Consider the following 13,200-nt stretch of genomic DNA (forward strand, 5'->3'; position numbering starts at 1 on the left):
TTTTAAAAGTTAACATCCAAACCTAAAAGGAAGGTTCTTGCCCTTGGGAAGAAGTTATTATCGATCCCTCCGGCTACTTCAGGATCCAATCCGTCATAGTCCGTAATGGTAAACACGTTCTGAACTGTTGAGTACACTCTCAGATCTGCACGATCATTAAAGATCTTACCGAAGTTATATCCGAGGTTAATATTGTCCAGTTTCACGAAAGAAGCGTCCTGAACATAGAAATCGGAGAATAACTGAGGATTCTGAAAACCTGTTTCCAGGAAGGAAGTATTAACGTTCGAAATTACATTGGCACCGGTAAGGGCAGCAAGATTTCCTCTGTCTGAAGCTACGTTGTTGTAGTTGTAGTTTCCGAAACTTCCTCTGAAAGTAAAGCTCATATCAAACTTCTTGTATATGAAATTCGAAGAAAAACCTATGGTAGCATTCGGGTTCGGGCTTTTAAATCTCACTCTGTCGTCCGGAGTGATCTGTCCGTCACCATTTGTATCTACATAAAGACCTTCTATAGGGTTTCCTGCTCCGTCATAAACCTGCTGGAACACGAAATAAGAATTCTGCTCAAAACCAACACTGTTGATCTGGATAGTGTTACCTACACCTCCTGCAATACCTCCGGTAGGATTCCCCTGGAAGCTCGGATCGTCTGTAAGTGTTAGTTTGGTGATCTCATTGTCAAAGAATGAAATATTAAAGTTGGCATTCCATGTAAAGTCTTCCGTTTGAACAGGAACGGCGTTAATAGTAAATTCAACCCCGCTGTTCTCCAGGTTCCCGATATTGGTTACCAATGCATTGGAAAGGTTGGTTCCTGCCGGTACACTGATAAAGTTCAGTACATCTTCTACGTCTCTGAAGTATACTTCTACAGATCCGTTAAGTCTGTTGTTAAAGAATCCGTAGTCAAGACCGAAGTTATAAGTCTTAGAGATCTCCCATCTGATATTCGGATCGAACTCTTCCGGTCTGATAGTCGTAACGAATTCGTTTCCGAACTGATATCTTACCTGATCATCTCCGGTAGTAAATCTCGGAAGGTAACCGAAATCCTGATTGATCTCCTGCTGACCTGTTTCCGCATAACCTGCTCTTATTTTTAAATTAGAGAAGATATTGGAATCCTGAATGAATTTTTCATTGATCAGGTTCCAGGCTACAGATACCCCTCCAAAACCTTGTCTTCTGTCTCTTGGGTTTAAACGGGAAGAAGCATCGTTTCTATAGTTAACCGTTACCAGGTAACGATCGTCATAAGAATAGTTCAATCTTCCGAAATAAGAGATCAGAGAGTTCTGAGTTGCAAAAGGGGTCGGAGCAGTTACGGTTCCGTTCCCGTCTGTAGTTACACTTCTTCCCGAACGGAAGAAACGCTGATATGAATATCCTCCTGTAACATCTATCTTACTCTTTATAGATTCGATATCTGTAGTATAGTTTAAATAAAGATCTGCAAGACGGTTACGGTTTAAAGCATCCGATACAGTGGTCGTACCGTTTTGAGTAGTCGCCGCAGAATTCGGATCAACAATAGAAAGTCCGTTAAAGTCGTTGTAATCGAAACCTAAGTTTACGGTTGCTTTTAATCCGTCAACATAAGGAATATCGTAATCCAGTTTAAGGTTACCTGTAACCCTTCTGGTGTTTCCGGAATTATCGGTCAGTTCAATAAGCCCGAGAGGGTTTCTGGGCGAGATGGTGTTCGGGCTTCCGTCGGTATTTGTCCATTCGAAGAAACCTCCGAAGGCATCATTCCCTGAACGGATCGGTTTGGTAGGATCGAAGGCAATAGCTGCTCCGATAGCTCCCTGGTTCCCGAATTCGTCATTTACAAGTGCACCTCTGATGTTCCCTTCAATTTTAAGGCTGTTATCCAGTAATCTGTGAACATATTTTATAGCTGCAGAAGTTCTCTCAAAGTTTGTTCCTCTCAGGGTACCATCCTGATTGATGTATCCTAAAGAAGCCCTGATAGAAGAGTTCTTAAATCCTTTGGTTACTGTAAAGTTGTGGTTTGAAGTAACTGCTGTTCTGTAGATCTCATCCTGCCAGTCGGTATTGGAATCGGTCAGTAAAGCAATTTCGTTGGCATTCCCGAACTGATTCACCGTTTGTCTGAACTGTTCTGCAGACAGAACATCTACCTTATCGGTATTAGTACCGAAGGAGATATAAGAGTTGTAGTTAAATCTTAAAGGAGTCTGAGCATTTCCGGATTTGGTAGTGATCAATACTACCCCGGCAGTTGCTCTCGAACCGTAAATAGATGCAGCAGATGCGTCTTTAAGTACGGTAAAGCTTTCAATGTCATTAGGGTTAATGTAGTTAAGGGCACCCTGTCCGGTCTGATCCAGAGGGACACCATCTACTACAATAAGAGGATTGTTTCCGGCAGAAAGGGAAGATGTACCACCTCTTACGCGTATCGTTCCTCCTGATCCCGGTGCTCCACTGGGTGGAATCACCTGTAAACCTGCGGTTTTACCTGCGAGGAGTTGTTCAGGAGCTGCAATGGCACCTCCGTTAAAATCCTTGGTACTTACACTTTCTACGGCTCCGGTAAGGTCTTTTTTGGTAGACGAACCATATCCTACCACCACCACTTCATCAAGTTTAGCTGCATCTTCTTCCATTGCAACGTCTAAAGTGCCTCCGCTAACTGTTATTTCCACAGTTTTAAAACCTATATAAGAGAATATTAAAATATCCCCGGTATTCGCAGAAATCTGGTATTTTCCGTCAAAATCACTTGTGGTCCCCGTTGTTGTCCCTTTTACAAGTACATTTACCCCGGGAAGGGGAGCACCATTACTCTTTTCTGTTACAGTCCCGCTAACGGTTTGAGCAAATATTCCGAGGGGGACAAAAAGCAACAAAAAAAGAGCTACTTTTCGTAATGTTTTCATACAATGCGTTAATTTGTTTGTTTAAAATTTTTAATACTATATTTTTACTTCTCAATGCTAAACTTATGTAAAATAAAGGTGAAGAAAAAGTTGCGAAACCCTCGAAAAACCTATGAAAACGTTTGCGAAAGCTTTTGAAAACGTTTTCGTGTTGATAAAAAAATAAAATAATTTTTTTTGGCAATGAAAAGGCCTAAAAATTGACGATAATTGAAAATAGAACTATCTTTATTGATAAGATCGCAAAATGAGAAGAAGAATCACATTAAAACAAATCGCAAAGGAACTGGACGTTTCTATATCTACTGTATCCAAAGCGTTAAGAGAAAGCAAAGAAATCAGCCAGGATACCAGGGATAAAGTACAGGCTTTTGCCAAATTATATAATTACAAACCCAATAATATAGCCGTAAGTCTTAAGAACAAGCACACCAAGAATATAGGAGTGATCATTCCGGAGATCGTCCATCATTTCTTTACTACGGTGATCAGCGGGATTGAAAAAGTGGCGAATTCCAAAGGCTATAATGTTATTGTATGTCTTTCCAACGAATCTTTCGACAAGGAAGTGATCAATATGGAAACCCTTGCCAATGGGAGTATTGACGGTTTTATCATGTCGATCTCCAAAGAAACCCAAAAGAAAAAGGATTTTCATCACTTACGCGAGGTGGTAAACCAGGGAATGCCGCTGGTGATGTTCGACAGGGTTTCCGATGAGATCTATTGTGATAAGGTTATTGTAGATGATGCCAGAGGCGCTTATCAGGCGGTAGAACACCTTATTCATACGGGTTGCAAAAGGATTGCCCTTATTACTACGGTAGACTATGTGAGTGTTGGGAAGCTGAGAACGTTGGGATACAAAAATGCATTGCTGGACAATGAAATGGGAGTGGATGAAGACCTTATTATAAAGATAGAGGATATAGAGAATTGCGATAAGGAGATCGAGAAATTGTTTGACCTCGACAATTTTGACGGCGTCTTTGCTGTTAATGAGCTTTTCGCCCTGACCGCTATGAAAATTGCGCAGGAAAGAGGGTACAGAATTCCCGAAGACATTTCTTTTATAGGCTTTACAGACGGGATATTATCCAAGCATGCTTCCCCTACGTTAACTACCCTGGCACAGCATGGGATTGAGATGGGAGAGATAGCTGCGGATATGCTGATCGAAAAGATTGAAGAAGAGGAAGAAGACGAGTCTTTCAGGACCGAGATCATACGTACTTCCCTGATCCAAAGAGACTCAACCAGAAAAATTTAATAAGGCACATAAAAAAAATGTCTTATATTTACGGGCATCAAAACTTATATTTTTACTTCTCACCATAAGTTTTGATAAGTAATAACGCTTATCATAAGTATTAATTAAATACTCTTTGATGATGAAAAAGCGTAAGTTAAGTTTCTGGGAGATCTGGAATATGAGTTTCGGTTTCCTGGGGATCCAATTCGGTTTTGCTTTACAAAATGCCAATACGTCAAGAATTTTTGAAACTCTGGGTGCAGAAGTGGATGAGCTTGCTGTTTTTTGGCTGGCTGCTCCTGTAACAGGACTTTTAGTTCAACCTATAATAGGATATTTCAGTGACAGGACCTGGCATCCGAGATGGGGACGACGACGACCGTATTTTTTGGTGGGAGCCATTCTGGCATCCATATCCCTCTGTATTATGCCTAATTCGCCCAGTTTATGGGTAGCTATCGGTACACTGTGGATCATGGACTCCTCCATCAATATATCTATGGAACCTTTCAGGGCTTTTGTGGGCGATAATCTGCCCGAAGAACAAAGAACCGTTGGTTTTGCCATGCAGAGCTTCTTTATAGGCCTGGGAGCCGTAGTAGGTTCCGCAATGCCCTATATATTTACCAATGTATTTAATATAAGTAATACTGCAGCCGACGGGGTGATCCCGGATTCTGTAAAATGGTCTTTTTATATAGGTGCTATTGTATTCCTGGCTGCGGTACTCTGGACAGTTTTCAGATCCAAAGAATATCCGCCTGAAGAACTGGCGGCTTTTGAAGATCATTCTCATGAAGATACTGCCGATATTTCGGCCGATGAGAATACGGAACGCCTGGGGAAATTAAAACAGGCGGGGATATTTATGACCGTTTTCGGCGCCATTATGAATGCGGCCTTTATTTACCTGAAACTGGAAAAAGAACTCTATATCCTGTCGGGAGGTATCCTCCTTGTAGGTATTCTGTTCTTAATGGCCTATATGATCCGGAAATCTACCATTAACGGCTTTGTGAACATTATGACAGATCTTCTTTATATGCCGAAAACAATGAAACAACTTACCTGGGTACAGTTCTTTTCCTGGTTTGCATTGTTTTCTATGTGGATCTATACAACGCAGGCGGTAACAAGCTATGTTTACGGTTCTACAGATCCGACGAGCCAGGCGTATAATGACGGGGCAGACTGGGTAACCGTCCTGTTTGCAGTTTATAACGGAGTGGCTGCTTTGGTAGCCTTCTTACTTCCGGTACTGGCTAAACGCACCAGTAGAAAAACAACACACTTTATCTGCCTTGTTCTGGGAGGATTAGGCCTTATGTCGATTAGTGTCTTTAAGGACCCGAACCTGCTTATCATCTCAATGATCGGAGTTGGTGTGGCCTGGGCAAGTATACTTTCTATTCCGTATGCTATGCTGGCCGGAGCTTTACCACCTCAAAAAATGGGATATTATATGGGAGTATTTAACTTCTTTATTGTGATCCCGCAGATCGTGGCAGCTTCGGTACTTGGATTCCTGCTAAGGACCTTTTTCGAAAACCAGACCGTATATGCACTAATTATAGGTGGCGTTTGTATGATCTTATCAGGCCTGCTTACCCTAAGAGTAAGCGATACTGCTACTATAGAAATTAACGATTAACAAAAATTACCGGCTTGCGTAAAAAGGAGCAGGCATAAGAATTTCAAGAATTTAACTAACTTAATAATAGCTAATTAGAAAATTTAAGCGTGTGAAAAAGAGAGGATTTATATTTGATATGGATGGTGTTATTGTAGACACGGCTCACTTTCATTTTTTGGCCTGGAAGAAGACGGCCGAAGAACTGGGGTTTCAACTGACGGAAGCCCGGAATGAAAAGCTCAAAGGAGTGAGTAGAGTGGATTCGCTTAATAAAATTCTGAAATGGGCGGAAGCTTCCATTTCTTCAGAAGAGTTTGACAGATTGCTTCAGGAAAAGAATGAAGATTATCTGGCTTACGTAAATACTATGACGGAAAAAGATATACTCCCCGGAGTATACAATTTTATATCAGAGTTAAGACAACAGAACTATCCGGTTGCTCTGGGATCGGCGAGTAAAAATGCACCGACCATCCTTAAAAAGGTGGGCTTGCTGGATATGTTCGATACTATTGTTGATGGAAACAGCGTCTCCAAAGCAAAACCCGATCCCGAAGTGTTTCTGATAGCTGCACAAAACCTGAAGATTGCTCCCGAAAACTGTATTGTTTTTGAGGATTCCGAAGCAGGGGTTGAGGCGGCCAATACAGCAGGAATGCTATCGGTAGGACTGGGGAAAGAAGAAATACTGGGACATGCAGATCATGTATTCAGCAGCTTTGAGGAGATAGATATAAACTTTATTGAACAATTAGAAACCATATAGATGAATCAGGATTATATAGTACCGAATAATTGGTCGATCATTGAAGAAGGATTTGATCCGGACACGGTAAGGGCTTCAGAAAGCCTGTTCAGTATCGGGAATGGAGCAATGGGACAGAGAGCAAACTTTGAGGAATACTATTCAGGCCCTACTTTTCAGGGAAGCTATATTGCCGGGGTTTATTATCCCGATAAGACAAGAGTAGGTTGGTGGAAGAACGGATATCCCGAATATTTTGCCAAGGTACTCAACGCTCCCAACTGGATTGGGATCAATGTATTCGTAAACGATGAAAAACTCGACCTGTTTAAATGTAAAAGTGTTGAAGATTTCCGAAGGGAACTCAATATGAAAGAGGGATGGTATGAAAGAAGTTTCAGGGCAACCTTGCAAAACGATATTGAAGTTAAGGTGGTATCCCGCCGGTTCTTAAGTCTGGACCTGGACGAACTGGGAGTGATCCGCTATGCGGTTACACCTCTCAACTCCGATGCAAAGGTCCTTCTCAGGCCTTACCTGGATTCGGGAATCAAAAATGAAGATACCAACTGGGAAGATAAATTTTGGGATACTCTGGATGTAAAGCTACAGGGGAATCAGGCATTTATCGTGTCTAAAACGATGAAAACCGATTTCTACGTAAGCACTTTTATGCAGGTAGAAGCAGGAGAATGCAACGGTTATGATTTTGAGAGTAACTCCTTTAAATCGTCTACCTATGCCAGTATTAACCTGGAAAGAAAGGTGAAAAAAGGAGAAGAGTTCAGTATGGTGAAATACGGAGGTTATGCAACTTCCATGAACCACGATAAATACAAACTGATCAGTGCCTCCAGGAATATCCTGGATCAGGCCGTTACCCTGGGTTATGAGAAATTGCTCGAAAAGCAAAAACAGGCATGGGCCGGAGTATGGGAAATGGCCGATATTACTATAGATGGTGATGTAAAAGCCCAGCAGGGAATTCGCTTTAATATCTTTCAATTAAATCAAACCTATCTGGGTAAAGATGCAAGGCTTAATATCGGACCTAAAGGATTTACCGGTGAAAAATACGGGGGGAGTACCTACTGGGATACGGAAGCCTATTGTATTCCTTTTTATATGGCCACCAAAGATCAGAAAGTAGCGAGGAACCTTTTGACCTATCGTTACAAACATCTGGAAAAGGCTATTGAAAATGCAGAAAAATTAGGTTTTACTAACGGAGCAGCCCTCTACCCGATGGTAACGATGAATGGGGAAGAATGCCATAATGAATGGGAGATCACCTTCGAGGAGATTCACCGTAACGGGGCCATTGCTTTTGCCATTTACAATTACCTGAGGTATACCGGAGATTACAGTTATGTGAGAGAAATGGGGATGGAGGTCATGATCGGGATTGCCCGTTTCTGGCATCAGAGAGCCACCTATTCCACCGCAAAGAAAAAGTATGTGATCCTGGGAGTTACTGGGCCTAACGAATACGAGAATAACGTAAACAATAACTGGTATACCAATTATATTGCAAAATGGTGTATCAACTTTGCAATAGAGCACATAGAAAAATTAAAGGCAGAACATACCGAAGACCACGATCGTATCCGGGAGAAAACTGCTTTAAAGGATACGGAGATCTCCAAATGGCAGGAAGTAGCAGATAATATGTTTTTCCCTTATTCCGAAGAACATAAAGTATATCTGCAGCAAGACGGTTTCCTGGATAAGGAAATGGTTACGGTTGCCGATCTGGATAAGTCTCAGCGTCCGATCAATCAAAAGTGGTCCTGGGACCGGATATTGCGTTCGCCTTATATAAAACAAGCCGATACTTTACAGGGTTTCTATTTCTTTGAGGATGATTTCACCCGGGAAGAACTGGAACGTCATTTCGATTTTTACGAGCCTTTCACGGTTCATGAATCCTCGCTGTCGCCATGTGTTCACAGTATACAGGCAGCTAGTCTGGACAGAATGGATCAGGCCTATACATTTTACCTCAGGACTTCGAGATTAGACCTTGACGATTACAATAAAGAAGTACATGAAGGCCTTCATATTACCTCTATGGCTGGAACATGGATGAGTATTGTGGAAGGTTTCGGAGGGATGCGTATCAAGAATGGGATGCCGTCGTTCGAACCCAGGATCCCGAAAGAATGGAAGGCGTATTCCTTTAAGGTGAATTTCAGGAACCAGATCATAAAAATGACTGTAGAACAGGGACAGGCTTCCTTTAGCCTGGAAGGAGATAAAGAACTCGATATTCTGGTTAACGGAAAAGAGATGAGAGTTTCTCCCGACAACCTGCTGACCGTATAAAACCCGGCCCGGTGTTCCGGGCCCTTAAATCAATTAAAACTTTAGATCGATGCGAAGCTTATTTAAAATGCTTTTGATAAGCACAACGATTTTAATGCTGTCCTGTAAAAATTCAGAAACTCCTCAGGATGAGGTTTCTGTTGATACGGGATCAGTAGAGGAATACAACGATATAGCTCTGATAGAGCCGCCGAACTGGTGGACGGGTTTTAAAAATAACAACCTGCAACTTCTGATACACGATAGTAATATTTCCGGAGCAAACGTAGAGATCGACTATCCGGGGCTGTCAATAGAGAAAGTACACAAGGCCGAGAGCCCGAATTACCTTTTTGTCGACCTTAAGATCGCAGAAGCAGCAAAAGCCGGAAAGTTCAATATCAAACTTAAGTTTGAAGACGGAACAGAAAAGATCCGGACCTATGAATTAAAATCACGAGAAAAACCGGCAGAAGATTATGAAGGTTTTGACAGCTCAGATGCTGTTTATCTCATTACTCCCGATCGTTTTGCCAATGCGCAACCGGAGAATGATATAAATAATGATCTAAAAGAAACTTCCATAGACAGGAGCCTGGATTACGCCCGGCATGGAGGTGATATTAAAGGAATTACGGAACATCTCGATTATATAGATGAGATGGGCTTTACCGCGATCTGGTCCTGCCCTTTGCTGATCAACGATATGCCTCAGTGGTCCTATCACGGTTATGCAATTACCGATTACTACAGGGTAGACCCGAGATTCGGAACGCTGGAAGAATACCGGGAACTGGCAGATAAAGCCAGGGAAAAGGGAATAAAACTTATTATGGATCAGGTAGCCAATCACTGCGGATTAGAGCACTGGTGGATGAAGGACTTACCCTTTAAGGACTGGGTAAATTACCAGAAAGGCTTTGAGGAAAAGGAACAGACCAGATATTCAAACCACAGGCGTACCGTAAATCAGGATATCTATGCCTCTCAGGTTGATAAGGAAGGAATGAGTGACGGCTGGTTTGTAGATGCCATGCCCGACCTGAACCAGCGTAACCCTTTTATGGCCAGATATATTATTCAGAACAGTATCTGGTGGATAGAAACCCTTGGCCTCGGAGGAATAAGGCAGGATACCTACCCTTATCCCGATAAGGATTTTATGGCTACCTGGGCCGGAGCCATTATGAAAGAGTATCCGAATTTTAGTATTGTGGGCGAAGAATGGAGTTATAATCCCTTGCTGATAGCTTACTGGCAGGAAGGTGCTGATAATAAAGACGGATATGATTCCAATCTGAGATCGGCTATGGATTTTGCCATGCAGAGCCTTATTGTACAGGGAATCTCCGAAGAAGAGAACTGGGACAAGGGCCTTATCAAGCTTTACGAAGGCCTGGCGAATGACTTTGCCTATGCGTCGCCTAAAGATATGATGGTATTTCCCGATAATCACGACATGGACCGGGTATTTACGCAGTTTGGAGAAGATGTGACCAATACCAAAATGGGACTTAGTTATTTGCTGACCTTGCCCCGTATTCCTCAATTGTATTACGGAACGGAGATCCTGATGCAGAATTCCGCCAAACCCGGAGATCACGGACTAATACGTACCGACTTCCCCGGAGGGTGGAACGGTGATCCTGTAAATGCCTTTACGGGAGAAGGCCTGACCGATGCCCAAAAAGATATGCAGTCTTACCTTAAAAAGATATTGAATTACAGAAAGAACAGTAAAGCTATCCACGAGGGTAAAACCATACATTTTGCACCCGATAAAGGAGTGTATGTACTGTTCCGTATCTCCGATGAGGAGACCGTGGTGCATATTCTCAATAAAAATGAGGCTCCGCTCAATCTGGACCTGGATCGCTTTAAGGAGGTCGGACTGGAAGGAAAAACCCTGGAGAACATAATTAACGGAGAGAAGGTAGTCTGGAAGGATGCTTTGGAGCTTAAAGGCAAGGGAAGTGTGATGCTCTCCACAAAAACGAATTGATAATTAGAAGTGTTGAAGAAAACAACAATGACAGACAGATTAAAGAAGTCGGGAAGATTAGTAACCATATTAACGATATTGGCCTTAAGCCTGTATTCCTGTAAACAGGAGGAAAAATTGGCAACAGCACGATCGGAGATCAGCGGAATGGCAACCCCGGTCTATCTTTCGCCGGATGGTGGAGAGATCTTGCTGAGTGATTATTTTACGGATACAACCCTTATAGATTCCATTGAAAACAATGCCGGTTATACGACCCATCTCTCCGAAGATAAGCAAAAGCTTAAGATAGAACCGGGAGAAGAACTGGGATATGTATCTAATCTGCGTATCTGGGCAAAGGGTACGGTAAATGATATTCCCTTGTATAAAAGTACCCGTGAAAAAGTAAAATTTTCATTTCCGGATCCGGATAAAAAGCATAGTTCGGTAATGATAAAGGGACAGTTTAACGGCTGGGTACCGGAACGCTCCGAAATGACATACGAAAATGGCGCATGGACCTATGAAGCCGGTTTTAACCCGGGAGCGCACCAATATTTAATGGTGATAGACGGAAAGGAAAGCCTGGATCCAACCAATCCCGAAAAAGTAAGTAACGGGATGGGCGGAATGAATTCGGTCCTGACCGTTGGAAGTGAGGCAGAAAAAGCCCGTATTACTCCCCTGAAAATTAAAAAGAAAGGATTTAGCCTGAAGCTTTCTGAAGAAATAAATGAAATATTCGTTTACGTCAATAATATCCTGGCCGTACACAAAAAAGGGAAGCTGGAAAACAATGTCGAAATAGACTTGCCCTCTGCTTATGAGGGGCGTTCCCTGCTAAGGATTTATGCCTATAACGAGAACGGAAGAACAAACGATCTTCTCTTTCCGCTGGAGGATGGGAAGGTAGTTACCGATGCTTCCTTGTTGAAACGTTCTGACTTTCATACCCAGATCATGTACTTTTTAATGGTAGACCGATTTAAGGATGGAGATAAGAGTAATACCAAAGCAGTGGATAGTGATGAAATACTGCCGATAGCTAATCATTTTGGAGGAGATCTGCAGGGCGTAACCGATAAAATTAACGAAGGCTATTTTGAAGACCTTGGTGTTAATACCATTTGGTTATCACCCATCACCCAAAACCCGGAAGGAGCTTACGGACTCTGGCCAGAACCCAAAACAAAATTCTCAGGCTATCATGGTTACTGGCCCATTAGCAATACCAAGATTGATTGGAGATTCGGAGATAAAAAAGTATTTAAGGAACTGTTGAAAAAGGCACATGACCGGAATATGAATGTCATCCTGGATTATGTGGCCAATCACGTGCATGAAGAGCATCCGCTGTATCAGGAACACAAAGACTGGGCAACCGATCTTTACCTTCCCGACGGGACCATGAATACGGAAAAATGGGATAGTCACAGGCTTACTACCTGGTTCGACACCTTTCTGCCTACACTTGATTTCTCCAAACCTGAAGTAGTGGAGAAAATGACAGATTCTGCAGCCTTTTGGGTAACCGATTACGAACTGGACGGTTTTCGTCATGATGCCACCAAGCATATACAGGAGGAATTCTGGAGAACCCTTACCAAAAAGATAAAATCCAGGACCGATCGCCCGATCTACCAGGTTGGGGAAACCTACGGAAGTTATGAACTCATAAGAAGTTATATAAATACCGGGATGCTGGATGCTCAGTTCGATTTTAACCTTTACGATGCTGCGGTAAACGCTTTTGCCCGGACCGATACGGATTTTGAACAGCTGGCCAACACCCTGGAACAGGGGCTGGAATATTACGACTCCAATCACCTGATGGGAAATATAACAGGAAACCAGGACAGGGCACGCTTTATCAGTTATGCTTCCGGAGATGTGCGTTTTGATGAAGATGCCAAAGTGGCCGGATGGACAAGGGATATTGAGATTACCGATTCAACGGCTTATAAAAAACTGGAAATGCTGCATGCATTTAATCTTTCTGTTCCGGGAGTACCTTGTATTTATTATGGGGATGAGTACGGATCGCCGGGAGGGAATGATCCGGATAACAGGAGAATGATGAAGTTTGAAGGTCTTTCCGGAAAAGAGAGTGCTCTAAAAAATGCCGTAAAGGAGCTTATCGCAAAACGAAGGAATAGTATGGCCCTGCTGTATGGAACTACCGAGATCCTGCAAGCAGATGAAGCTTTATTTGTTTTAAAGCGCTCTTATTTCGGAGAAGAAGCTATTGCAATCTTTAACAAATCAGCAGAAGCGGTGAAACTAAATTACTTTGACAGTGAAGTTACCGTAGCACCGGGATCTTATAAACTGATATTTAATAAATAAAACGAAGCATAAAATTTAAACCGA

7 protein-coding genes are annotated in these 13,200 nt (G+C 42.4%); 6 read left to right on the forward strand and 1 reads right to left on the reverse strand.

Annotated features, from left to right (window positions below):
* Positions 1-2: 2 nt before the first annotated feature.
* Complete coding sequence (locus tag GWK08_RS14430) at positions 3-2,912, reverse strand: SusC/RagA family TonB-linked outer membrane protein (protein WP_163607932.1); 2,910 nt, start codon at positions 2,910-2,912, stop codon at positions 3-5.
* A 247-nt stretch (positions 2,913-3,159) separates the two neighbouring features.
* Between GWK08_RS14430 and GWK08_RS14435 the strand changes: the two genes are divergently transcribed.
* The 6 genes from GWK08_RS14435 to GWK08_RS14460 all read left to right on the forward strand — a co-directional run bounded on the left by GWK08_RS14435 (position 3,160) and on the right by GWK08_RS14460 (position 13,176).
* Positions 3,160-4,182 (forward strand): LacI family DNA-binding transcriptional regulator, encoded by a 1,023-nt coding sequence (locus tag GWK08_RS14435; protein WP_163607933.1) that lies wholly within the window; start codon positions 3,160-3,162, stop codon positions 4,180-4,182.
* 121 nt (positions 4,183-4,303) lie between these two features.
* A complete protein-coding gene (locus GWK08_RS14440) occupies positions 4,304-5,815 on the forward strand; it encodes an MFS transporter (protein WP_163608269.1) in 1,512 nt (503 codons plus the stop codon).
* Between the two features lie 91 nt (positions 5,816-5,906).
* Positions 5,907-6,563 carry a beta-phosphoglucomutase gene (pgmB, locus tag GWK08_RS14445; RefSeq protein ID WP_163607934.1) on the forward strand — a complete coding sequence of 219 codons (657 nt, stop codon included), beginning with the start codon at positions 5,907-5,909 and terminating at the stop codon, positions 6,561-6,563.
* Positions 6,564-8,867, forward strand: a complete 2,304-nt coding sequence (locus GWK08_RS14450) for a glycoside hydrolase family 65 protein (protein WP_163607935.1) — start codon at positions 6,564-6,566, stop codon at positions 8,865-8,867. It begins immediately after the preceding gene.
* 49 nt (positions 8,868-8,916) lie between these two features.
* Positions 8,917-10,848: a glycoside hydrolase family 13 protein gene (locus GWK08_RS14455; protein WP_163607936.1), complete on the forward strand. Its 1,932-nt coding sequence runs from the start codon at positions 8,917-8,919 to the stop codon at positions 10,846-10,848.
* Between the two features lie 27 nt (positions 10,849-10,875).
* The gene (locus tag GWK08_RS14460) at positions 10,876-13,176 is read left to right on the forward strand and encodes an alpha-amylase family glycosyl hydrolase (protein ID WP_163607937.1); all 2,301 of its coding nucleotides are present in this window, start codon (positions 10,876-10,878) and stop codon (positions 13,174-13,176) included.
* Positions 13,177-13,200: the final 24 nt, after the last annotated feature.

It is taken from the genome of Leptobacterium flavescens, assembly GCF_010671605.1.
Lineage (GTDB): Bacteria > Bacteroidota > Bacteroidia > Flavobacteriales > Flavobacteriaceae > Leptobacterium > Leptobacterium flavescens.

Coding starts and splice junctions, on each gene's coding strand:
- GWK08_RS14430 (WP_163607932.1), bottom strand. CDS start 2,912: ATGAAAACATTACGAAAAGTAGCTCTTTTTTTGTTGCTTTTTGTCCCC.
- GWK08_RS14435 (WP_163607933.1), top strand. CDS start 3,160: ATGAGAAGAAGAATCACATTAAAACAAATCGCAAAGGAACTGGACGTT.
- GWK08_RS14440 (WP_163608269.1), top strand. CDS start 4,304: ATGAAAAAGCGTAAGTTAAGTTTCTGGGAGATCTGGAATATGAGTTTC.
- GWK08_RS14450 (WP_163607935.1), top strand. CDS start 6,564: ATGAATCAGGATTATATAGTACCGAATAATTGGTCGATCATTGAAGAA.
- GWK08_RS14455 (WP_163607936.1), top strand. CDS start 8,917: ATGCGAAGCTTATTTAAAATGCTTTTGATAAGCACAACGATTTTAATG.
- GWK08_RS14460 (WP_163607937.1), top strand. CDS start 10,876: ATGACAGACAGATTAAAGAAGTCGGGAAGATTAGTAACCATATTAACG.